Raw genomic sequence first — 21,101 nt, 5'->3', positions numbered from 1 at the left:
ATCAGTCGATGCCGGCGACTTCCTGGGCGATGGCGGCCAAGCGGGTCTGGGCGGCGGAGACGACCCCGTGCCGGTTCTTGTGGGCTTCCTCGTACACCACGACGGCACGGATATCGGCGGGATCGGTCAGGTCCTTGACCGCGGCGACGGCCTGCGGGACGGTGAGGTCGTCGTAGTCGCCGATCGGCAGCTCACCCGGTTCGAGGACACCGGCGGTGGTGCGGGCGGAGTGGATCGCCTCGGCCACCGCGGTGGCGCCTTCGCGGCGGGTGATTTCTTCGGCGGTCGCGAGCGCGGCGTCGCGGGAGGCGGTCAGGGTTTTGACGGCGACGTCGCCGGCGTGCGCGCCCCGGCCGAGCAGTGCCTCGAGGCGGGGGCGGGCGGCACGGGCGGTGTCGATCGCCCGGTCCAGCCCGCGGGTGGACCAGGACACCGGGGTGTTGATCCACCGGACCGCGGTGCCGGCCGCGGCCTGCATCGGGGTGCGCCGCAACGCCGCGGGACCGCCGAGGGCGTCCTCGGCGAGCACGATGGTCAGCCAGTCCACGGTGGCCGAATGCGCGGTGATCAGCCGGAACGCCAGCGCCTCGATCTCGGTGCGTTTGGTGGCGGCGGCGAGGGCCTTGAGGTACCGGGCCCGGACGAGGAGCTGGTGTTCGAGCGCGAGGTCCCCGAGCAGGGCCTCGTCGAACGGCTGGGCCTGTTCGGTCACCGCCTTCACCGCCGCGGCGGCGCGTCCGACCAGCGGACCGACCACGTCGGGGAGCCCGCCGAGGTCGCGGATCGCCGCCTCGATCGCCGCCGCCCGGGCGCGGGCGTTGTCGGCGTTCTCGGTCAGCTCGCGGCGCACCGCGTCGGTGCGGGCCTGGGCGATGCGGGTCTCGGCGATCTGGATCTCGGTGTTGGTCAGCTCGTGGATCGCGCGCAGCTGCGCCAGCAGGGCGGCGGCGGTATTCGGGGTCGAAGCCATCAGGGCATCACCCCTTCACGAAGAATGGTTCGGATCGGGATCTTCGGTACGCGGTGCCCGCACGGGCACCGCTGGCAGGACTACCCCACCCGGCGCGGGTGTAACCCGCAGCAGGAGGAAGCGCACGTGTATGCGCCGGACACGTGTAGACACTGCGTGGCCGGGAAACTGCCCCTCACCATCCGGGACGTGCAGCCGGCCCCGGATAACCGGAACCGATCATCCCCAAGATGGACGAAAGTCCTCGAACCGCAGCAACATTCGGACGACCTGCGCCTCCATCAGGGTGGTGTAGAAGTCGACTCGACGGACCTGCTCTTCGGTCGCGGTGGCCAGATCCACCCCGAGGAACGTTGCGACGGCGTATCGCACATTCCTGTTCATCGGTTTTCCGCCGATTCTTCGATCGTTGTCCCTCCGGTGCAACACCGGCGCGGGCGATCGCCTTCCACACCGTCCGGTCAGGAACCAGGGGAGGAGGTGGCAGGGGCGGCGAACCCGGTGCGACCATGGGATATGGCGCGGAACCGATGGCCCGGGATCGCCCCACCTGCATCCGGTGGTATGGCGGTGCACGGCCGCCGAGTCCTCATCGCCCGGCCAGAGGTGGCAGTGCAGCTGACCGGCGTCACCGCTTACCAGGCCGGGGTGGCACTGTCCCTGGTCCTGGTGGCCACCGGCATCCGCGCCGAACTCGCCCGCCACGAGACCCGCCCGCTGACCGACCCCCACGATGAGTCCGCGCACTGGTCGTATCTGCGGGTGCGGGTGAGGATGGACGACCAGGCCGGGGACGCCGACCCGTACGAACCGGCGTCGTGTGCGGCGCCGCCCGGGCCGCCGGAGCAGTACCGCACCGCACCCTGCTACTGGATCCCCGGCTACCCCCGCACCGGCGGGGCCCTCACCCTGACCACCAGCTGGCACCAGATCAGACTGCCCGCCTCCGTCGACGTCCTCGACCTCGGGGTCAGCCCATTCTCCACCGAATCCGGCTGACCACCGAGACGAGGTAACCACCGGGCGCAACGGATGGGCACCGTCGGTCGGAGACGGCAACCGTCGCCGAAAAATTTGGATCTGTCGACTCGACACCGTTCCCCAATGCTCCTGTGATCGCATGGGAGTCGCCCTCTCACCTGCTGGTGACACCGGTCGTGCACGCGGGGCTGTCGCTGCGTCGCGCACCCGTGTCGCGGACGCCGGTTTTGCCGGACACCGGTCCGGGGTACGTGGTCACTGGGGTTTCTCGGAGGTGGTGAGTGCGGTGCCCGATTCCTACGCCGACATCGTCGAGCGGCTGTGCGGCGAGTTCGACGGCCGGGTGCCGCTGCCGACGGTCACGCAGATCGTGCGGCAGTGTCGGCGCGAAGCGAGCAGCAGCAGCGTCCACCGACGGGCCGACCCGAATCCGCCCGGACTCGAAGGCCTCGCGCGGCGACGTTTGCTGGCCGCGGCGGGACGCGGCGGGACAACCGGACGCGGAGACGAAACTCCCTGAGGCATTCCCGTCTGCCGCGTCCTGGGTCGGCGGCACTGCCCGCCACGCCTCGTCCCCGGTGTCGGGATGTACCGGGCGCAGCGGCCTAGGGTGGGCGAGGTGCCGTCGATCCGGTTGACTCTGGACCTGCCCGCGTTCTGCTCCCACGACGTGGCGCTCGAGCATGCGTCCACCGAGCTCGGCGAGCGGGGCATCGCCGGGTGGGAGCGGTTGGAGTTGCGGACCACCTCCCCGACCCGGTCCCCGCTGATCCGGCGGTTCACCTTCACCTACTGGACTCACCAAGCCGACACCCGGGTCCCCGAGAACATCAGCTACGTGAAGCTGTGGTCGCGGCTCGGTCCCACCGAACGGGCGAAGCTCCTCACCCTGACCGGCGGTGGCCGGCCCACGACCACCATCCTGCGGCTGCTCACCACGGTCGCGGGTAGCGCGATCCTCGTGACCGGACCCGATGGAACACCCCGATTACCCCGCACGTTCCGGGTGTTCCTGCGCACGTTTGCCGACCCCAAGCGCGACGATCACCGATAGCGCTGGTGAAGGACGGCAGCGCCCAGTGGTGAGAATCGGTTACCTGGGGGAGAACAGCCCCCGCAGTCCGGGCGCGGAATGCGGTTGGGCCCGGCCGCACGCAAAGAGATCGGTCAATGATCGATCGAGTTCACCAGTGTCCGAGGTTTCCCTGCCACAGCGCCGAGATGACGTACAGGACGATGACCAGCGGATAGTACAGATTGATCACCGTACTCACCTCCAGGACGGGGCGGACGGGCGGTTGTCGCCCTTGCCGGAGTTCGGGTACCCGCTGGGCCGACGAGTACGCGGGCCCGTGTCCGCGAATGAGTCGATGGCTCCACCGCCGGACAGGGTGACCGGTGACGGCGGAGCACGGCGGTGTCACCACCCCTTCGTGATCTTGCACAGAAGCAATAGATTTACTCCTCTGGACGTCGTAGAATATGTCCAGAATTTCGTTGGATATCCGGGAGCGCAATGTCCCGGTTTCGAGCGGAAAGGGGTGAGCGCCATGAACGATCCGTTGCACACCGTGCCCGAGGCCGATCGCCTCGAACAAGACCTGTCCGCCGATCCCGCCCTCGGTGCGGCCGGCCCCGCCGACTGGGAGGCAGACGCCACCTGGGATGCGCCGGAGGCCGACCGATTCGAGCAGACCCAACCGGTCAGCTCTGCCGAAGACTCGTGGCGTGCCGGGGGTCTCGAGACGGAATGGGATGTGCCCGAAGCCGACCGGCTCGAGCAGGCCACCACCGTCGCCTTCGACGACGAGGATCGAGACGAACCCGCCGGCGGGGCGGTGGGGTACGAGGTGGTGGAGGAATAGCTGTAACCACGCCGGCCCCGCCGGACGGCACCGGCCGGGCCGCGGAAAGGGGTGCGAGATGAGCGAGATCAGCACCGCGCCGCTGTCGCGGTCCGAGGCGGCGCACGCCCTCGACACCGTCACCCGCGCACTGGCGGTGCTGCGGGACGAGACCCCCGCGCAGGAGCCGCTCGAGGAGGTGCTCGGGCGGCTGGCCCGCACGGCGGCCACCGCGGTGCCCGACGCGGACGCGGTCAGCGTCACCCATCTCGACGACGCCGGCCCGCGCACCGTGGCCCTGACCGACGACACCCTCGCCGCCATCGACGGGGACCAGTACGCCGCCGGCCGCGGTCCGTGCCTGCAGGCGGCGATCTCACGGCGCCCGGTGCGGGCGGTTGTCGGCGAGCACGCCGACCGGTGGCCGGAATTCACCGCCGCCGCGCGAGCCGCGGGGATCCGGGCGTATCTGTCGGTGCCGTTGATCGTCGACACCCCCGGCGAGGATCCGGGAGAGCTGGCGGGCTCGTTCAACGTCTACGCCCGCACCGCGGCGGCGTTCGACCCGTTCGACGAGAAACTGATGCAGCTGCTGACCACCGCCGCCTCGGCCGCGATCAGCAACGCCCGTCGGTGGCGACGCGCGCAGAGGCAGGTCGAGCACCTCACCGAGGCGCTGACCTCCCGGGCGGACATCGACCAGGCCAAGGGGGTGATGATGGCGATGCACCGGATCGGCGCCGACGAGGCCTTCACCCGGTTGTCCGAGATCTCCCAACGCACCAACACCAAGGTCCATGCCGTCGCCCGCCACCTCATGGCCGAGTTCGCCGACCCCGATCACCCACCGCCGCTGTGAGATCCGGAAGCGACGTGCGTCGAGGCCACCGGGTGAGGCGATCGCAGGATGGGCGGTGGTTCGGTCCGAATGCCGAAGGCGCAGGGGAGTATTCGAAAGGGCAGCATCATGGCGGGGCGGGCACCGGATCCGGTGCGGTGGTGGCGGTTGCAGCCGTGCAGCCGTAACCCGTTGATGCGGGGCACCGATCGGGTCGAGGCGGTGGTGGTTGCGCTGGTGGTCACGGTGGTGTTGTTGCTGGTGCCGGTGTGCGCGGCGGTGGGGACCGAAACCTTCACCTCGCTGCAGCAGCAGAGCCGGGCGCTGGCCGCGCAGGCGCGGCCGGTCCCCGCGGTCCTGCTCGTCGACGCCGGTATCGATCCGCAGGCCGAACCGGCGGTGCGGATCATCGACACCGGCGCCTCGTCCTGGGCGCGGTGGACGGTGGACGGGCGTGAGCACACCGGACAGGTTCCGGCGCCACCGCAGGCGCGGGCCGGAGACACCGTCACCGTGCAGGTGGGCCCGGACGGGGAGCTGCTCGACCCGCGCGGTGGCACCGAGAATGCGGTGCTGGCGATCGCGGCGGCCTGCGGGTTGTGGGCGGTCCTGGCCGGCGCCGGCGGGCTGGTGATCGGCGGGGTGCACCGGATGCTGGTCCGGTCCCGGCTGCGCGTGTGGGATCAGGCGTTGAAGAAGTTCGCGGAACCACCCCGCTGACCCGCCGCTTCCCCGGTGTCCGGATACAGCCCCCAGGGGCTCACAAAGCCGTATCCGGACCGGATCGGAGAATGCACACCGAATCCACCTCCCCGACGCTACGCCCCACCGTGTCGTGGCCGAAACTCATCTCTCCCACCAGATGCGGTCATCCGATGGATGGGGTGGGCCGGCGCGCGCCGAACGGTCGGCGGCGCGGTGCGGCCGGACGGCCCGGCCTCGGCCGCACCAACTCCACCACGGACGCAGACCCGGTGTGGGCGGCGGTGAACGCGTCGGGGAGGGTGCCGCAGCACTGCACCGCATCGATCCCGGCGTCGTCGAGGATGTGCCGCAGGGGTCCGAATGCGGCGACGGTCAGTCGGCTGCGTTGCTCACGGAGCCGGGTGCCGGCGTCGGCGAGGACGGCCAGTGCGGCGCAGCCGACGAACCCGGCGGGCAGCAGGTCGACGACGGCGCAGCGCCCGCGCAACACGACCTCGTCGAGGCAGGCCGCCAGAATCGGTGCGGTGACCATATCGAGGTCGCCGCTCACCCGGAGCACGATCGGGCCGCCGGCCGGTTCGTCGACCTCGAGGGCGAAACCGCCTTCGTCGGGATCGGCCTGGTCGAAGAACGCGGTCTGCGACAGGGCAAGCCGCAGATGCTGCGGGCTGTCGATGACGGAACGAAGATAGACCATGGAAGGTGCTCCCCCGGGTGAGCGGGCGGGAGCGGACCCTGGGGGGGAGAGCTCCCCCGCCGAGGTGGGCGGGCACCCGTCCGCGGTGATGGGTGGACTGCCGGGCTGGTGTCTGAACCTGCGCCCTTGACGGTAACCGGATCGGGGCGGTCACGAAACCCTCAACCGCAGCCTGATCGCACGAGCTGCTCCTGCGACGGCCATGACCGCCCCGGTCTCCTCGTCAGGTCAGGGCGCTGCCGGCCTGCCATTGGTCCCACGGGAGCGACCAGTCGCCGTTCTGCCACAGCTCGAGGGGAGCGCCGCCGGTATTGCGGACCTCGACGATGTCGCCGGGCACGGAGAAGTCGTAGAACCAGCGGGCATTGTCGGGGCTGAGGTTCAGGCACCCGTGGGAGACGTTGGTGTTGCCCTGCGCCCAGATGGTGTCGGCGAGTTCGTGGAGGTAGATGCCGTCGTTGCTGATGCGGGTGGCGTAGTTGATCGTTTCCTTGTATCCGAGGCGGGAGTTCACCGGCAACCCATAGGTGGAGGAATCCATGATGACCGGGTTGGCCTTATTGATGACGGTGTAGATGCCCGGTTGGGTCCAGAACGAGAGGGTCTGCCCGCCCACGACCTCGGTGCCGCCACGACCCATCGACGTCGGCATCGTGCGGACCACTTGCCCGTTGTCGGTGACGGTGACCTGTTTGGTGGTGTCGTCAGCGACGGAGATGTGGGCGTCACCGATGGTGAACGAGGTCTGCGCATCCTCCTGTCCGAAGAGGCCTTCGCCGAGGGGAATGCCGTACACGGCGGCGCGGACGGTGACCTGGGTGCCGGGTGTCCAGTAGTTCTCCGGTCGCCAGTGCACGTTCTGGTCGTCGGCCCAGTACCAGGAGCCGTTGACCGGGGGTGTGGCTTCTACGTGCAGGGCCTTCTCGGCGGCGGCGCGGTCGGTGATCGGTTCGTCGAAGTGGGTGACGATGACGATGCCGACGCCGAAGGTGCCGCCGTCGGCGAGCAGGTTCCCGCCGGTGGTGACGAAGGTGGGTTTGGTCTGGTTTCCTGGGGTGACGGTGGAGAAGGTGCTGGTCTTCTCGCTCCGAATACCCTGGTCGCCGATGGCGGTCACCGCGAGGGTGTAGGTGCGGCCGTAGCCGAGGGGTACTCCCGGTTTCCAGGACAGGCGGTCGGGGGTGAAGATGCCCTCGATGACCCGGCCTTCGTCGTTGGTCATGGTGACCGTCTCGAGGGTGCCACCGGTGGTGTTCACCGACACCGGGTCGAGCGGGTTGACCGTGGCGGTGCCGTCGGCTGGGGACACGGTGATCTTCGGTCCCGGCGGCGGCGTGGCCGGCCCAGCGGGTTGTTCGGTGGACGGTGCGCAGGCAGCCGCGACAGCGAGCAGCAGGACTGCGAGAACGGCGGCGAGTTGACCGAGACGGCGGCGGGCGTGCATGGCACCGATTCTCCCGTGCAGAAGGGTACGCGCGGGTGCAGTTCCTGTGCGACGGCGGTCACCCAAGGCAGCTCGCGGCATTGCCCCTTACCCTCGCGGCCCCACCTGCAACGTGGCGTGCTCGCGTCCTTTTCTGCGAGCCGGTGTGCGTCGAGGGGTGCCCATGTGGGGTGTGGCACCCCGTAATACGCCGGAACGGGATCAGGAGTGAACCGGTCGGGTCGGGGTATCCGGTGGGCGTGCTGCCGCGTGACCTCGGACGACAACTCCACGCGACAGCCCGGACCCTCCGGTCGTCTGACCCCTTCGGCCGGAGGGCCCAGCCGGATACTCATGGTGAGGTGAGGGTCCAGTTCCGACGTTCGGTGAGGGCGCCGTGGAGGTACTGGGCCCAGCGGCGCCGTTCGTCGCCACCGCGTTCGTGGGTGATCGTGATTCGCCTGGTCCACCTGTCGGGTAACCCGCGGTCGTTGATCGCCAGCCCGATGACAATCCGGAGATCGGGATCGGGCGCTCCGGTGACCACGATGAGGCCGGGTTCGCCGCCCATCTCCATCCGGGCACCGAGCGCCGCGGCGACCACTTCGGCCACCTCGAGCACGGACTGCGCCCCGATCACGTCGATGTAGTCGACTTCGATCATCCCGGCCCTCCTCTTCCGTGCACGCGGGATCGCACAGCGCGGACACCTCGACCGAATCACATCACGCACCCCGCCCAGGCGGTACAGAGGGTCGCGCGGCTCGGCAGCTAAAACGGGCACCTCACATGAGTAAGGCCGTCGTTCCGTCGTGTGCTGCACGGGATCTGGGACCTGACTATTTACGCGCGCGAGATAGGACGAACCGCCGGTGTTGCATCGATGGGGGACGCTATCGCCTTGACTGTGATCATCGAGATGAGGTCGTCGAGGCCAGTGATCAGAGCATCGGTGTTCCGGTCGACCAGCCACCGCAGCACCAGCCCGTCCAACCCGGCGAGGGCGGAGCGGGCGACGAGGCTGACCGGGATGCGCCAGGTGGTGCCGGTCCGTTCCGCGCACCGGTGGAGGAAGTCGACGGCCTCGGTGTCCATGGTGCGGTATTGGCGGTCGGCGACCTGCCCGCCGTCGCTGTCCCCGGTGTCGCGGCGGCGGAGCGCCGTGGTGGTGATCTCGTAGGTGAGTAGTTGCCGTCCGGCGGTGGATTCGAGGATCGGGACCAGGGCCCCGATCCCGGTCTGCAGCACCCGCCGCAGTCCGTCGACACCGGTCAGGTGGGGGGCGCTGGCGATCTGTCCGAACGCCAGCCGCAGGCCGTCGCTGATCTGGACGATCAGGGCATCGGCCATCGCCGCGATGAGTTCGTTCTTGTCGGCGAATCGGTAGTGCAACAGCCCGAGGGACACTCCGGCGGCCTCGGCGACCGCCCGCAGCGATACGTCCCCGATTCCGCGGTCCTCGGCGACGGATAGGGCCGCCTCGAGAAGTTGGTGGCGGCGGGCGTCTGCGGAAAGCCGGGGCATCGCCCGATCCTAAACGGTGGCGCAGAAGATGGGTCTCGAGTCGGCCCGAGGCGTCGGCCGAACCGCTGGCGTCGAAAATCGTGGCATTCTTTGCCGAATCGCATGTCCACAGGCGTAACGAAATGCGCGGGTTCCGGAATTGGGTACCAGAGCAGGGCTGCCGGGTGGTCAGCTACGTATGCGGAGGATCGTGCGGCAGCACGGTGCGCAGACCGCGACGTCCACTCTCACCATCTCGTCCCGTCCACGCGCGGTGGATAGTGGAGGACGACGATGTTCATTCTCCGATGAGGTGGCCTGATGTTGATTTCGGTGGGACACGGCCGCCTCGATCGCGAGGCACTCGCAGCGTTGCTGCATGCCGCCGCCGTCGACGCCGTCGTCGATATCCGACGGTATCCCGGCAGCCGCCGCAACCCCGACGTCAGCAGCGAGGCACTGACACAGTGGCTGCCGCAGGCGGGGATCGGATATCGTCTCGAGCCGCGGCTGGGTGGGCGCCGACGCCTGCCGCGCGGAACACCGTGCGAGGACCCCTGGTGGCGCGTCGAACAGTTCGCCGCGTACGCCGCCCATACTCGCACCGCGGAATTCGCCGCGGCCTTCACCGAATTGCTGGACCAGGCGACACGGCAACGTCCGGCGATGATGTGCAGCGAAAGCGTGTGGTGGCGTTGCCATCGCCGACTTGTCGCCGATGTCGCGGTGCTACAGGCCGGGGTGCAGGTCGAGCACCTCATGCACGATGGCCGGCAAGTTCCGCACCTGCCGGCCGACGGCGCTCGGGTGCGACCCGACGGCCAAGTGGTGTGGGACGACATTCGGGTAACGCATTGATTCCTCAACCATCCCCGTGGTGGTGTCCTGTCTGTGCTGAAAACATATGGTCGCGAGCGAGATTCAGGGTGCCGACGAGACGATGCGCACGACGCGACTGGCGGGGACCGCCAGCTACCGCACCCTGGAGAAAGGGTAAACGCAGCAGAACACCGTGATGCCGCACAGGACGCACCCGGCTGTGGCCGCCGCGAGACCGAGGTGAGTTGCCGATGATCGCACGTCGATACCTGGCGCGTTTCGTGAGGTGGAGTCGCCGAACCGCTTTTCCCGGGTGGTGTAGGCCGGGTGGTCGGCGGATGCGATGGCGGCGAGCGTGGTGGCTGCCCAGTGGGCGAGCAGGGTCATGGCGTCGGCGGACGGGTTCGACGCTGTTGAGGTTCGGGACCCGGCCGGGGTCGGCGGGCCGCGGCATTGTTTCGTAGTCGATGGTGATGTCGCCGACGACGGGGTGGTGCCGGTGTAGTGCAGGCGACACTGTGCTTTGCCCAGGGGACCCGGAATTCGTCGTCGACGTCTCCGCCCGCCGCGACGCCCTGCTCGGCGCACTGACCACGCCCGTCGCGGGCGGGAATGGGCCGAGGGACCCACTTCTCGGGAGGCTTACGGATGGCAGCCACGCCATCGCTGCAAGCCATCCGACCCTGGGCACTTGGGCTACTGCGCCATCTGCTCTCCGGTTACCAAGAAGATCACTCGGCGGCCGACCACCGCGGTGTGGTCACCGAATCGTTCGTAGAAGCGGCCGAGCAAGGTCGCGTCGACCGCAGCGGTGACGCTGTCGGACCACGCGGGCTTCTGAATCAGGTCCAACAACCGACGATGCGGGCTGTCGAGTTCGTCGTCGCGCCGGTCCAGTTCCGCGGCCAGCTCCGGATCTCGGGTCCGCAGCACCTGCTCGGCCAGACCCGCCAACGCGCCCGCCAACCGCCCCATCCGTCCGAGAAGTTGCTCGGCTTCCCCAGAAGTGACGTGGTTCGGGTGCCGGCGGCGCACGCTTTCGGCCACATGCTGCGCCAACCCACCCATCCGGCTCAGATCCGTCACCAGGTGCACCCCGGTAATGACCTGCCGCAGATCCCGCGCGACCGGAGCCTGCAACGCCAGCAGCGCCATCGCCTGCTCCTCACACGGACCCCGCAACGCCTCAATCTGCTCGCTGAGGTCGAATACCCGCTCTGCCCCGCGCAAATCGGCCACCACCAGGGCATCTGTTGCCGACTCGACGGCCTGTCCTGCCAGGTGACACATCGACGCCAACCGGTCGGTCAGCGCATCGAGTTTCTCCTGAAACTTCATCCGCATGGGCACCATCCTGGTGTATTCGCTACTGACAACGGCAGCCGATTGGGTGCTTCCGTCGTCGACAGCAAAGTCTGCGCGGGAGATCCGGTTAGGGAGAAGGGTCCCGCCGGCGCGAAACACGACTGACGCTGCCGGCGGGACACCGGGTACACCGCTCGGATGCGGGGCAACGTTACCGGCGGATGCTGTTCGGCTTTGAGGTCCTCAGCGGTCGGCGATCCCCTCGTCCACGGCTTCGGGTAGGCGCGCCCCGACGCTGCCTCGGAACGGTCGGCCGGAAGCAGGTAGGTGACTGTGGTGCCCTCGGCTCGGGCGCGGAACGTGTACGCCGAATCCGTGACAATGTCCTGAACCGGTGCGCAATCGATATGCGACTCGATGGCGCCCCGGTCGTGGCCTTGGCCGTCCTCGTTGTCCGGCCACCGAGGACGGTTAAAGAAGGTCGATGCCAGTGCTGCTTCGATTCGCCGACCCCTGCACACCCCGGCAGTGATCGAGGGCCGGAATCCGCGCTGCCGAAGAGCCTGATTCGAGCGACGACGACGCACCGCCATGTGACTGAACGGCATCGGCCACCGGGAAGGGCGGAGGCGCGATTGACGGTGATGGTCGTCCCGACTGTCCAGATGATGTTCTAGGAGATGGTCAGTCCCGTAGAGCGACCGGGCCCGATGCCGTGCTGCCCCGCATCTCTACCGGCTGCGACCGTGTGGGCGTCTTCGCCGGGTACCGCCGCTGCTTCCTCCGGCCTGAACCGCCCGCCTCACGGCGGGGTCCGGATAGCGGGGTGTCATCAAATTGTTGTCACCAACCGTGCCGGTACTGCGGGCACAGGTGCTGCCGGGCGCGGTTCCAGAACGGCAGAGCAGCGGATGATATTCGGAGCCAACACCTGTCGGGCGTTCACACAGCTGTTGGCCTCGAGCACCGAGGAGTCGGTGCTCGACCCGTGGGCCACCTAGATGAGGAGCCTGCCGGCGACGGTGGTGTCGACGACGCGGGAAGGACCTCTCGACTGGACGGACGCGACCGTCGTGAGCGGTGACGGCGTCGACGTCGACGCCCGGCTCAAGGAGGAGTCCGAGGTGCCGTTGCGCTCGCACGGCAGCCTGTCGATGACCCGGACGCTGATGGCCGCCGGCCTCGTCGACCGCCAGCAGGTGACGCTGTTCCCGGTGATCACGCTCAGGCTGGCGATCACCCGATCTTCCAAGGGGCGACGGACTTCGACCTGGAGCTGGTCGAGAACCGGACACTCGACAACAACGTCCAAGAGTTCGTCTACCAGCCCACCGTCATTTCTGAGTGCGTTCATGCACCCACCCCGTCACGCAGCCAAACCTGATGTGAAAAGCCGAGAACGGAAGAGGCAGGGCCACATCGATGGTGTCGGGTGGTCGCCGTGAAACATCGGCACTCTCTCAAGGGTTCATCAAGGGCTCATCGCGCCAGCCCACCCGAACCCAGCTCGCACGCCTCTCCCTGCTTTGTGTGACCCCAGTCAACGCACCGCGGCCGTCGGCGATCTCGGTGTCGGTGCCGACGAGGTAGTCGACGATCAGGGGCATCCGTAACGACGTGGACGACTCCGACGGAGGGGTCGCCGGGTGCCGCCGGGCACCGGTTACTCCTCCCCACTGTCGAGACTGCGCCGCGCGGACGGATTGCGCCAGCACCAGATGAGAGCACCCTGTGACGCCCGCGCCAGGCAAGGAGACTGTGCCAAGGATGGCGCCCGGATGCACCGCTCCACGATCAGCGGAGCCGGGCCGTTCGCTTACAGGTACAGGTCGATGAGGGTGCGTAGCTTTTCCCAGTGTTCGGGTTGCGGCGCCGCGATACCGGGGTGGACGATTGCGAGGGTGCGGGCGGGCGCGACGCTGAGGCCGCCGACGATGTCCGGGAACAGGGCTTTCGTTTCGGTCGCCGGAATCCGGTCGAGCGGTGGATACAGGGCCAGTTGAGCGAGGATGCGCTCCAGTTCGATCCGGTGCTCGAAGGAGGCGAAGATGCGGATGTTTGTCTGCATTCCGGGGGTGATCGGCAGGTCCTCGGGTTCGATGATGTACCGGCGGTGGCTCGCCGCAGACGCCTGCCCGGCCAGCAGTAGGTCGTAGAGTTTGCGGGTGACCACGGCGTTGTAGCGGGTGAGGTCGGTGCCGTCGACGTCGATCCCGGCCGCCCGCCGAAACAGACGCTGAAATGCCGCCACATCCATCACGGTCATCCGTACACACCTCCTCTCACTCACGCCCGTTACCTTATTCACGGTCCTTCACAGAAGGGCTACGGTCGCCAGACCCGGTATGACTCCTTGCCCCTGTCTCTCGCATGATCCGGGGGGTGGTGACGCCGGGTGTGGTGGCGTCGACGGACCGCTAATAGGGACACGGCCAACCGAAATTGGGTAGGTCTCTTTGTAACGTGGGTGCCGGGCGTCGATGCCGGATCGGCGACCGGCCGACCGAGACACAAGGGACGACCCCTGAATGGACTCGAACTATGCGGTGTACTGCGGCATCGACGTCGGCAAAGGCGAACACCACGCCGTCGGACTGACCGCCGCCGGAAAGAAGATCTACGACAAGGCGTTGCCGAACGACGAAGCGAAGCTGCGGGCGGTCTTCGACCGCCTGGCCAGCCACGGATCGGTGCTGGTGGTCGTCGACCAACCCAATACGATCGGCGCCCTGCCGGTCACCGTGGCCCGCGTAGGCGGCCACGAGGTCGGCTACCTGCCCGGACTGGCGATGCGCCGCATCGCCGACCTGTACCCCGGACAGGCGAAAACCGACGCCCGAGACGCGTTCATCATCGCCGATACCGCCCGCACCATGCCGCACACCCTGCGCCGGGTCGATACCGGCGACGAGGCCCTCGCCGAGCTCGAGGTCCTCGTCGGATTCGACGACGACCTTGCCGGTGAGGCCACCCGGGTCATTGGGCCGCATCCGCGGCCTGCTCACCTCCATCCACCCGGCCCTCGAGCGGGTCCTCGGCCCCCGCATAACCCATCCGGCGGTCCTCGAGATCCTCTCCCGCTGCGGCGGGCCGGCCGGAATCCGGCAGGCCGGCAAGCGCAAGCTCACCGCGATCGCGGTCAAGCACGCACCCCGAATGGGCGCCAGGTTGGCCACCGACATCCTTGCCGCCCTCGACGAGCAGGCCGTGGTGGTGCCCGGCACCACGGCCGCCGAAACCGTTCTACCCAAACTCGCGGATTCACTGAAAGAGACCCTGTTACAACGCAAAGCGGTCGCCGCGGACGTGGAGAGGGCCCTCGATGACCACCCTCTTTCCCAGTCCTGACCTCGATGCCCGGCATCGGCGTCAGGACAGCAGCTCGGATCCTGATCGAGGTCGGCGACGGCTCCGCCTTCCCCTCCGCCGCCCACCTGGCGGCCTATGCCGGCATCGCACCGGTCACCCGAAAATCGGGATCCTCCATCCGTGGCGAGCACCCCGCCCGCTCCGGCAACAAGAAACTCAAACGCGCCCTGTTCCTGTCCGCCTTCGCCGCCCTCCACGACCCCACCAGTCGCGCCTACTACGACAAGAAACGGGACGAGAAGAAGAAACACAACGCGGCCCTGATCTGCCTCGCCCGACGCCGCTGCGACGTCCTCTACGCCATGCTCAAGAACAAGGAACTCTACCGGAATCCAACCCCCTCAGCGGCTTGACGAAAACCATAGGGACACCCCCTTTGCTGTACCGGGATCGTTCCGGTCCGCTCGCCGGTGTCGGAGGCAGTCGGGACCTGTCGTGGTACTACCGCGAGTGCCCGGCCGGGCGGGGGTGATACCGGAGCCTGCCGTCGGCCCGTCCGAGGGCGGCCGCCGGTGTGGTGAAGGCGGGGTCGAAGAACAGGAAACTGAGCAGGTCGGCGGGTTGCGCGGACTCGCCACCGAACAGTTTCGCCAGCAGACTCAGTTGCGGATTCCGCAGACGCTGCAGCCCGCGGAAGCGCTGACGGAGGATCTCGTCGGCGAGGACGGCGAGACTGTTCGCCCGGTCCAACGGGGGCCCCGCGAATTCGACGTCGATGTGTCGATAGAGCACCGCCTCAGGGTGCGCCCGGGCTTCCGCGTTGCGGCTTTCGAGACGGTGCAGGTCCTCGACCATCCGGTCGGCGAGCATGGCCCGCAAGATCACCGCGGCGGTGTTGAACAAGTCCGGCTCCCCGGTGCCGGTCGTTTGCTGCGAGGGCAACCCGACCGGCCAGTGCCGAGGGCGGGTGGCGACCACACCGAGCCGACCGGCGCCCATCTGGACAGCCGGTTTGAGGGGCATGTTCAGCCGGACGCCGCCGTCGACGTACCAGCCGGCCCACGCTGCCGGGGTGTCGATGTGGATGGGCCGAAACAGCGCCGGCACGGCCGCCGACGCGAGGACGTGTTCGGGCTGCAATGTGGTTTCGACGTAGGTGATGTTGCGGTTTGCGTCGAATGGTGGCAGGGCGATCGCGGGGTGTTTGTGCACGAACACGACGGTGCCGCCGGTTGCCACCGAGGTGGCCGCGACGGCCACGGCCTCGACCAGCCCCCGATCGATGTTCTCCTGCACCTTCTCGAACGAGACCAGGGCACCGATGGTCTCACGCATTCGGGTGGTGTCGAACAGGCTCGGCAACCGCATCGGCAACCCGGCGAGTTGCCCGAGATACCGCAGGCCGCCCCTGGTGAGGCTGCCGGTCACCGAGAACACATCGCCCAGTGACACCGAATCCCACAACGACACCACGCGTTCGGCGGCCTGGTCGATGCCGTGATGGGCCCCTGCGGCCAGCCCGACCACGTTCAGGGCGCCGGCGCTGGTTCCGACCAGGATCGTCGGCGATCGGCCCAGCCGGGGAAGCAGCGAGGTGATCGCACCGGCCTCGTAGGCGCCGCGGGCGCCACCACCCGCGACCACGAGTCCCACCCGGTCGGTCACCCGCCGACCATATCGAATGCCCGTGACCCGGCGGAGGATTCTCGGCGTCGTCGTCCGCGGCCGCACCGGTCGGGTGGGTGGGGTGCACGAACCGGTGATCCGGTCGCACAATCGAGTGAAGGGACGCTCGATGGAGGTCGATGATGCGACATCCGGCTCCGGTCCCGGCACCGGTGCGGTGGTGGCGACTTCGGCCCTGGAGCCGCAACCGGCTGATGCGGGGCGGTGACCGGGCCGAGGCAGTCGCGCTGCTGGTGACTGCGATGGTCTTGGCGGCGCTGGTGCCGTTCGCCGCCTCGTTCGGGACGGCGACCTACACCCGCATGCAGCGCCAGGCCGAGATCGTCCGCACCACGGTGCGTCCGGTTCCCGCGGTGCTGCTCGGCGACGCCCACCCCGCTGCCCACATCGAAGCCTCACTCCAACACCCCGAGCCCGGTGACAGCGCCCTGGCGCGGTGGTCGGCCGCGGGCAGAGAGCGCACCGGTGTGGTCCCCACCGCCGCCGGCGCGACGGCCGGGCAGACGGTCACCGTCCTGGTCGATGCCGCCGGCAACCTCGCCGATCCCGGCCGATCGGGCACACAGAACGCGGCAGTAGCGGTGACCGCCGCCTGCGGGGTATGGGCACTGGGTGCCGGCGTGGCCAACCTGGTCCTCGTCGGTCTGCACCGGATCCTGCTCCGGCAACGGATGCGCAGGTGGGATCGCGAATGGAGCCGGTTCGGCGCAGACCCTGGCCAGTCATGACGAACACCCTGCCCGAAAAGAGGCGCCGATGCGCCTCGGAGAGCGGCCCCCATGCGCGGGTCGACCAGAGCCCTGGACGACGTTCGCGGTGGGTGGGCTGATGCTCATCACGACGTCGACCAGGGTGAGGGCAGGCCGCGCCGCGTCGGGCCTCCTGTGGCCGATCCCGCCCGGTCCCCCTGGCACGGTGGACCCGGTGACTCTTACCTCGTCATCGATATCGGATCGTCAGTGGGCACGCACTACCCTGCTTCGCCCGGCGGGCGACCGCAGGTGACCGGGTGGGGTGATGAACGCCATCCGGGTTCGATCCAGGGCTGCTGGTCGGGTAGGCCGAGGCAGAAGCGGGCTGTCGGCGGGGTTGTGCCGAACTCGAAGGCGACGGCCCCGAACGTCTGCGTCCGGCGGCCTGGCCGGGGTGTGACGCACAGGGGTGCGGTGCGGTCGGCGAGGACGCGCTCGGCGGCGGACCGGTCCCGGACCGACGCCACCATCGTTTCCAGGAAGGCGAGGCGAACCCGGGAATCGGTGATCCGTCCCTCCCGCTCCAATTCGCGCTCGGCGGCCGGGTCGAGGTCACTGTTCGCCAGTGGATGATTGGTGTGGAACAGCAGGGGCGACCCTGCCGGGCAACTGACAACGACTGCGGCCGACGAACACTCGACGCCGTGGAAACCGTGGGCATCGGACAGCGCGTAGTGTTGCCCGCTCGCGTGCGAGATACGGTGCAGGAAATCCACCGCCTGGTCGCGGGACGAATGAGCGAGGGCGCCTCGGATCACGGCCGCGACCGGCAGGCCGGTGGAGTCGTGGTGCAGCATGCCGAGGGCGTTCACGCAGATTCCGACGCCGGCGGCGTTGATCCCGGTCAATCCGATCATTCCCGCCGAGCTCAGTACGAGCGCCTCCGGGCCGGTCTCGGGGCGGAGGCGTAGAACGACCTGGGATCGGTCCATGAAATCGGGCAGGTCCATGTTCTGGGCGAGGAACACCCCATTGGTGTGGGCTCGTCCGATGACACTGCAGCCGAGTTCGAGGTGCTCGCGGTGCATCCACCACTGTTCGTCCATGAAGTTGTACGCGAGGATCTCCGCGAACGGAACCGCGGTCGCCTCCGCGATGCCGCGCATCTCCTCGGCCAGGTCGGGCACGGCGGCCTCGACCGCGGCGAGGAGTCCGGTCGACGCGAGGTGCCGGCGACTTCGAGTGCTCGTGCCCTCGCGCCACCGGTCCAGGGCGGCGTGGACCAGGTCGCGGGCCTGCTCACCGTGGGCGCGGCCACGCTCGCGGCCGTTCCCGGTGCATTCGATGACCGTCATCGATCCTTCCCTCGTCGTTGTCGACTGCCCTGTCGTATAACACCGTTCGGGTTCGAGGTGATTGGTCGACTGCGGCACGGGGGGGGGTAGTTACCGACGCAGTTCGTCGTCGCCGGTGAAGTCGAAGGCCGCCAACTCACCGATGTCGGGCACAGGAATCTACGGTACGCCCGGCGGGGGAGGAGGGCGCGGGAACCGGGCGGGGTGCTGGCAGCCGACGCCAGGTTCAGGGCCGCAGGGGTGGGGGTATCCCTTCGGGTATGGACCAGTCGCAGGCACCGTTGTTGGATGCGTTGGAGCAGTACCACCGGCTCGACCGATACGGGTTCTCCCCACCGGGGCATCGGCAGGGGCGAGGCGCGGATGAGCGTGTGAAGAAGGTGCTCGGCGCCGACCCGTTCCGTGCGGACGTGCTCGCCTCCGGCGGACTGGACGACCGTCGGTCGAGTAATGGGTACCTGTCCCGGGCCGAGCAACTGATGGCCGACGCGGTTCGGGCCGAGCGGGCCTTCTTCTCGACCTGCGGCAGCTCACTGTCGGTGAAGGCGGCGATGCTGGCCGTCGCCGGAAACGATCCCGGCGGTTTGTTGGTCTCCCGCGACTCGCACAAGTCGATCGTCGCCGGACTGATTTTCAGTGGTGTGACGCCCCGCTGGATCACCCCGCGCTGGGACGAGGACATGCACTTTTCTCATCCTCCGTCCCCGGACCAGGTCCGTGCTGTGTGGGAGAAGTACCCCGACGCCGCCGGGGCGCTGATCGTGAGCCCCAGTCCGTACGGCACGTGCGCCGACCTCGCCGCCATCGCACGGGTGTGCCATGAGCGGGGTAAGCCGCTGATCGTGGACGAGGCGTGGGGTGCGCACCTTCCCTTCCACGACGACCTGCCGACCTGGGCGATGGACGCCTGCGCCGACGTCTGCGTGGTCAGCGTCCACAAGATGGGCGCCGGTTTCGAGCAGGGATCGGTCTATCACCTGCAGGGGGAGCTGGTCGACGGCACGCACCTGTCGCAGTGCGCGGACCTGTTGACGACCACGAGCCCGAACGTGATGCTGTACGCGGCCATCGACGGGTGGCGCCGGCAGATGGCCGAGCACGGCACGGACCTGCTCGGCCGCGCTCTCGCGCTCGCCGCCAGCACCAGGGAACGGATCGCCGGTATCGACGGATTGACCGTGCTCGAGGACCGGCTGCTCGGGGAGCAGGCCTCGCACGACCTCGACCGGTTGCAGGTCCTCATCGATGTCAGCGAACTCGGTGTATCCGGGTTCCAGTGCACCGACTGGTTGCGGGAGCACTGCCACCTCGACGTCGGCATGCACGATCACCGTCGCATCGCAGCGACCTTGTCGATGGCCGACGACGACACCACCAGCGGCCGGCTGGTCACCGCGCTCGACGAGCTGGCTCAGGCGGCGGCCTCGTTCGATCCGCCACCGCCGGTGTCGTTGCCGAGTCCCGAACAACTGCAGCTCGAGTCGGTGATGTCACCGCGGGATGCGTTCTTCGGCGCGGCGGAGATGGTCGACGCGGACCGGGCCGCCGGGCGGATCGCGGCCGAACCCCTGACCCCGTATCCACCGGGCATTCCCGCGGTGGTGCCGGGAGAGCGACTCGACCGACCGGTGATCGACTATCTGCGCAGCGGCGTGGATGCCGGAATGGGAATACCCGATGCCGCCGACGGCACCCTCCGCCGCATCCGGGTGGTCACCGGGTCACGATGACAGTGTAGCCCGGTCGATAGCCCTGGCACCCGGACAGCCCGGGATCTTTCCGCCTGTCCGGGTGCACGCTGATTGCCGACGACCCGGATGGGTCTCGTGTTGGGGGTATTTCAGTGCCTCGCGGTCACTGGTGAGGCCGATGGGTCACCGGCAAGAAGAATGTCTGTTGGTCGACGATCGTGGCGGGGTCCACGCGACTTCACCCGTACTCGTCGAGAAGTTCGAAGACGCGGCGGCGACGGTCGTCGGCGGCGTCGAGCGGTCACCGACGGATGACACCGCCGTCGCGGACCTGCACCTCAACCGGCCCGGAGCAGGTCCCCAAAATTACCCAGGGACCGCCCTGCTCGATCCAACGCGCCAACCTCACATTGCGCACCCGGGGCCTCCACCACAGCTGGTACACACCGAGACCGCCGAGCACCTGCGTAGAAAGTACCGCGAGGATCCACTGAGCCCACGCGCTCACTGTTCCTCCTGTCCACCACGGTGAGCCTCGCCGGGGTTCAATGTCCGTGCAGGGGGCAGAATCCGGCCGTGTCGGTGGGCCCGACTGCTGGACCATGTCGGCCGAATCGGCGGCACACCGGGCGAGCGCACAGATTTGGGACATCGACGGTACCGCAAGACGGCGGTGCTCCATACCGTCAGTAGTTGCCGGGACGGCAGGATCGTCAACACCGGCTCGGCGACGGGCGACTCGGCTGGGGGCGCCCGTCTCGGCGAGCCCGGACCTGCTGCGAGCTGCGACCATTCCGACAGGGCACCCCCGGGACACCAATATGGGGGAGCGGCCGCACCCATGGTCCGGCAGGGACAGGACGTCATGGCTGCTTATGCTCCGAGTCCGAATGCGACGAGGAATCCCAGCGCGGTGGACAGACCGACCCACCAACCGCCTTCCTTGTAGGCCTCGGGCATCAACGAATCCGCCAGTACGGCGATGGTCGCGCCGCCGGCGAAGGCCTGGATGGTGGCGATCGCGCCGTCGGAGATCTGGTCGGAGACCAGATTCGCCCCGATGACGACGAGGACGAGTAGCGCTGCGGTCGCTGCCCACACGGCGAAGGCTCGCAGACGGTTGAAACCGGGTTGGGCGCGCATCGACGCCGCCCCGGCGACGGCCTCGGGGACGTTGCCGACCGCGACCGCGACGAGCAGCACGATCCCGCCGGTGCCGCCGAGGGTGACCCCGAGTGCCGTGTTTTCCGGTACGCCGTCGAGTAGGGCACCTAGTGGTGTGT

The 21,101-nt window shown here is 68.6% G+C and carries 19 protein-coding genes and 3 pseudogenes; 11 read left to right on the top strand and 11 right to left on the bottom strand.

Annotated features, from left to right (window positions below; genetic code table 11):
* Position 1: 1 nt before the first annotated feature.
* Positions 2 to 970: a hypothetical protein gene (locus GO592_RS41515; protein WP_007297514.1), complete on the bottom strand. Its 969-nt coding sequence runs from the start codon at positions 968 to 970 to the stop codon at positions 2 to 4.
* A 219-nt stretch (positions 971 to 1,189) separates the two neighbouring features.
* Positions 1,190 to 1,354: a hypothetical protein gene (locus GO592_RS41510; protein WP_157234238.1), complete on the bottom strand. Its 165-nt coding sequence runs from the start codon at positions 1,352 to 1,354 to the stop codon at positions 1,190 to 1,192.
* A gap of 180 nt (positions 1,355 to 1,534) precedes the next feature.
* On the opposite strand from GO592_RS41510, the gene GO592_RS41505 reads away from it, so the two are divergent.
* From GO592_RS41505 to GO592_RS41480, 6 genes are all read left to right on the top strand, one after another.
* Positions 1,535 to 1,969 (top strand): hypothetical protein, encoded by a 435-nt coding sequence (locus GO592_RS41505; protein WP_007297513.1) that lies wholly within the window; start codon positions 1,535 to 1,537, stop codon positions 1,967 to 1,969.
* 268 nt (positions 1,970 to 2,237) lie between these two features.
* Entirely contained in the window at positions 2,238 to 2,471 is a 234-nt protein-coding gene (locus GO592_RS41500) for a hypothetical protein (protein ID WP_007297512.1), read from the top strand.
* A 99-nt stretch (positions 2,472 to 2,570) separates the two neighbouring features.
* Positions 2,571 to 3,005 (top strand): hypothetical protein, encoded by a 435-nt coding sequence (locus tag GO592_RS41495; RefSeq protein WP_237720422.1) that lies wholly within the window; start codon positions 2,571 to 2,573, stop codon positions 3,003 to 3,005.
* A 496-nt stretch (positions 3,006 to 3,501) separates the two neighbouring features.
* A complete protein-coding gene (locus GO592_RS41490; RefSeq protein WP_007297510.1) occupies positions 3,502 to 3,816 on the top strand; it encodes a hypothetical protein in 315 nt (104 codons plus the stop codon).
* 58 nt (positions 3,817 to 3,874) lie between these two features.
* Positions 3,875 to 4,654 (top strand): GAF and ANTAR domain-containing protein, encoded by a 780-nt coding sequence (locus GO592_RS41485; RefSeq protein WP_007297509.1) that lies wholly within the window; start codon positions 3,875 to 3,877, stop codon positions 4,652 to 4,654.
* A gap of 108 nt (positions 4,655 to 4,762) precedes the next feature.
* Positions 4,763 to 5,353: an Rv1733c family protein gene (locus GO592_RS41480; protein ID WP_039951302.1), complete on the top strand. Its 591-nt coding sequence runs from the start codon at positions 4,763 to 4,765 to the stop codon at positions 5,351 to 5,353.
* A gap of 148 nt (positions 5,354 to 5,501) precedes the next feature.
* On the opposite strand, the gene GO592_RS41475 is transcribed toward GO592_RS41480, so the two are convergent.
* The 4 genes from GO592_RS41475 to GO592_RS41460 all read right to left on the bottom strand — a co-directional run bounded on the left by GO592_RS41475 (position 5,502) and on the right by GO592_RS41460 (position 8,982).
* The gene (locus tag GO592_RS41475) at positions 5,502 to 6,035 is read right to left on the bottom strand and encodes an STAS domain-containing protein (RefSeq protein ID WP_007297507.1); all 534 of its coding nucleotides are present in this window, start codon (positions 6,033 to 6,035) and stop codon (positions 5,502 to 5,504) included.
* Positions 6,036 to 6,258: 223 nt separating this feature from the next.
* Positions 6,259 to 7,479, bottom strand: a complete 1,221-nt coding sequence (locus GO592_RS41470) for a L,D-transpeptidase (protein ID WP_007297506.1) — start codon at positions 7,477 to 7,479, stop codon at positions 6,259 to 6,261.
* Positions 7,480 to 7,810: 331 nt separating this feature from the next.
* The gene (locus tag GO592_RS41465; protein ID WP_007297505.1) at positions 7,811 to 8,122 is read right to left on the bottom strand and encodes a hypothetical protein; all 312 of its coding nucleotides are present in this window, start codon (positions 8,120 to 8,122) and stop codon (positions 7,811 to 7,813) included.
* A 179-nt stretch (positions 8,123 to 8,301) separates the two neighbouring features.
* Entirely contained in the window at positions 8,302 to 8,982 is a 681-nt protein-coding gene (locus tag GO592_RS41460) for a TetR/AcrR family transcriptional regulator (RefSeq protein WP_007297504.1), read from the bottom strand.
* A 300-nt stretch (positions 8,983 to 9,282) separates the two neighbouring features.
* On the opposite strand from GO592_RS41460, the gene GO592_RS41455 reads away from it, so the two are divergent.
* The gene (locus GO592_RS41455; RefSeq protein WP_007297503.1) at positions 9,283 to 9,819 is read left to right on the top strand and encodes a DUF488 domain-containing protein; all 537 of its coding nucleotides are present in this window, start codon (positions 9,283 to 9,285) and stop codon (positions 9,817 to 9,819) included.
* 657 nt (positions 9,820 to 10,476) lie between these two features.
* On the opposite strand, the gene phoU is transcribed toward GO592_RS41455, so the two are convergent.
* Positions 10,477 to 11,124, bottom strand: a complete 648-nt coding sequence (phoU, locus tag GO592_RS41450) for a phosphate signaling complex protein PhoU (protein ID WP_007297502.1) — start codon at positions 11,122 to 11,124, stop codon at positions 10,477 to 10,479.
* 860 nt (positions 11,125 to 11,984) lie between these two features.
* Between phoU and GO592_RS45495 the strand changes: the two are divergent.
* Positions 11,985 to 12,469 (top strand): annotated as a pseudogene (locus tag GO592_RS45495) (dihydrofolate reductase family protein); the annotation flags it as partial.
* A gap of 432 nt (positions 12,470 to 12,901) precedes the next feature.
* Here GO592_RS45495 and GO592_RS41440 read toward each other — a convergent pair.
* The gene (locus GO592_RS41440; RefSeq protein ID WP_007297498.1) at positions 12,902 to 13,351 is read right to left on the bottom strand and encodes a DUF1931 family protein; all 450 of its coding nucleotides are present in this window, start codon (positions 13,349 to 13,351) and stop codon (positions 12,902 to 12,904) included.
* Positions 13,352 to 13,613: 262 nt separating this feature from the next.
* Here GO592_RS41440 and GO592_RS41435 point away from each other — a divergent pair.
* Positions 13,614 to 14,807 (top strand): annotated as a pseudogene (locus tag GO592_RS41435) (IS110 family transposase).
* Positions 14,808 to 14,895: 88 nt separating this feature from the next.
* Here the strand turns inward: GO592_RS41435 and GO592_RS41430 are convergent.
* The gene (locus GO592_RS41430; protein WP_007297494.1) at positions 14,896 to 16,059 is read right to left on the bottom strand and encodes a patatin-like phospholipase family protein; all 1,164 of its coding nucleotides are present in this window, start codon (positions 16,057 to 16,059) and stop codon (positions 14,896 to 14,898) included.
* Between the two features lie 140 nt (positions 16,060 to 16,199).
* On the opposite strand from GO592_RS41430, the gene GO592_RS41425 reads away from it, so the two are divergent.
* Positions 16,200 to 16,808 carry an Rv1733c family protein gene (locus tag GO592_RS41425; protein WP_011599201.1) on the top strand — a complete coding sequence of 203 codons (609 nt, stop codon included), beginning with the start codon at positions 16,200 to 16,202 and terminating at the stop codon, positions 16,806 to 16,808.
* Positions 16,809 to 17,050: 242 nt separating this feature from the next.
* Here the strand turns inward: GO592_RS41425 and GO592_RS41420 are convergent, their stop codons facing one another.
* Positions 17,051 to 18,127, bottom strand: a complete 1,077-nt coding sequence (locus GO592_RS41420; RefSeq protein WP_007297491.1) for a C45 family autoproteolytic acyltransferase/hydolase — start codon at positions 18,125 to 18,127, stop codon at positions 17,051 to 17,053.
* 260 nt (positions 18,128 to 18,387) lie between these two features.
* Here GO592_RS41420 and GO592_RS41415 point away from each other — a divergent pair, with 260 nt between their 5' ends.
* Positions 18,388 to 19,857: an aminotransferase class I/II-fold pyridoxal phosphate-dependent enzyme gene (locus GO592_RS41415; RefSeq protein WP_007297490.1), complete on the top strand. Its 1,470-nt coding sequence runs from the start codon at positions 18,388 to 18,390 to the stop codon at positions 19,855 to 19,857.
* Between the two features lie 834 nt (positions 19,858 to 20,691).
* Here GO592_RS41415 and GO592_RS41410 read toward each other — a convergent pair.
* Positions 20,692 to 21,093, bottom strand: a pseudogene (locus GO592_RS41410) (hypothetical protein); the annotation flags it as partial.
* Between the last annotated feature and the right edge of the window lie 8 nt (positions 21,094 to 21,101).

It is taken from the genome of Rhodococcus sp. 21391 (genome assembly GCF_016772255.1).
In the GTDB taxonomy this organism is placed as follows: domain Bacteria; phylum Actinomycetota; class Actinomycetes; order Mycobacteriales; family Mycobacteriaceae; genus Rhodococcus_F; species Rhodococcus_F opacus.
This window is presented reverse-complemented; position numbering and strand designations above follow the sequence as displayed.

What these genes read in the sequence shown, in the direction of transcription:
- GO592_RS41515 (WP_007297514.1), bottom strand. Translation starts at nt 970, where the DNA reads ATGGCTTCGACCCCGAATACCGCCGCCGCCCTGCTGGCGCAGCTGCGC.
- GO592_RS41510 (WP_157234238.1), bottom strand. Translation starts at nt 1,354, where the DNA reads ATGAACAGGAATGTGCGATACGCCGTCGCAACGTTCCTCGGGGTGGAT.
- GO592_RS41505 (WP_007297513.1), top strand. Translation starts at nt 1,535, where the DNA reads ATGGCGGTGCACGGCCGCCGAGTCCTCATCGCCCGGCCAGAGGTGGCA.
- GO592_RS41490 (WP_007297510.1), top strand. Translation starts at nt 3,502, where the DNA reads ATGAACGATCCGTTGCACACCGTGCCCGAGGCCGATCGCCTCGAACAA.
- GO592_RS41485 (WP_007297509.1), top strand. Translation starts at nt 3,875, where the DNA reads ATGAGCGAGATCAGCACCGCGCCGCTGTCGCGGTCCGAGGCGGCGCAC.
- GO592_RS41480 (WP_039951302.1), top strand. Translation starts at nt 4,763, where the DNA reads ATGGCGGGGCGGGCACCGGATCCGGTGCGGTGGTGGCGGTTGCAGCCG.
- GO592_RS41475 (WP_007297507.1), bottom strand. Translation starts at nt 6,035, where the DNA reads ATGGTCTATCTTCGTTCCGTCATCGACAGCCCGCAGCATCTGCGGCTT.
- GO592_RS41470 (WP_007297506.1), bottom strand. Translation starts at nt 7,479, where the DNA reads ATGCACGCCCGCCGCCGTCTCGGTCAACTCGCCGCCGTTCTCGCAGTC.
- GO592_RS41465 (WP_007297505.1), bottom strand. Translation starts at nt 8,122, where the DNA reads ATGATCGAAGTCGACTACATCGACGTGATCGGGGCGCAGTCCGTGCTC.
- GO592_RS41460 (WP_007297504.1), bottom strand. Translation starts at nt 8,982, where the DNA reads ATGCCCCGGCTTTCCGCAGACGCCCGCCGCCACCAACTTCTCGAGGCG.
- GO592_RS41455 (WP_007297503.1), top strand. Translation starts at nt 9,283, where the DNA reads ATGTTGATTTCGGTGGGACACGGCCGCCTCGATCGCGAGGCACTCGCA.
- phoU (WP_007297502.1), bottom strand. Translation starts at nt 11,124, where the DNA reads ATGCGGATGAAGTTTCAGGAGAAACTCGATGCGCTGACCGACCGGTTG.
- GO592_RS41440 (WP_007297498.1), bottom strand. Translation starts at nt 13,351, where the DNA reads ATGACCGTGATGGATGTGGCGGCATTTCAGCGTCTGTTTCGGCGGGCG.
- GO592_RS41425 (WP_011599201.1), top strand. Translation starts at nt 16,200, where the DNA reads ATGATGCGACATCCGGCTCCGGTCCCGGCACCGGTGCGGTGGTGGCGA.
- GO592_RS41420 (WP_007297491.1), bottom strand. Translation starts at nt 18,127, where the DNA reads ATGACGGTCATCGAATGCACCGGGAACGGCCGCGAGCGTGGCCGCGCC.
- GO592_RS41415 (WP_007297490.1), top strand. Translation starts at nt 18,388, where the DNA reads ATGGACCAGTCGCAGGCACCGTTGTTGGATGCGTTGGAGCAGTACCAC.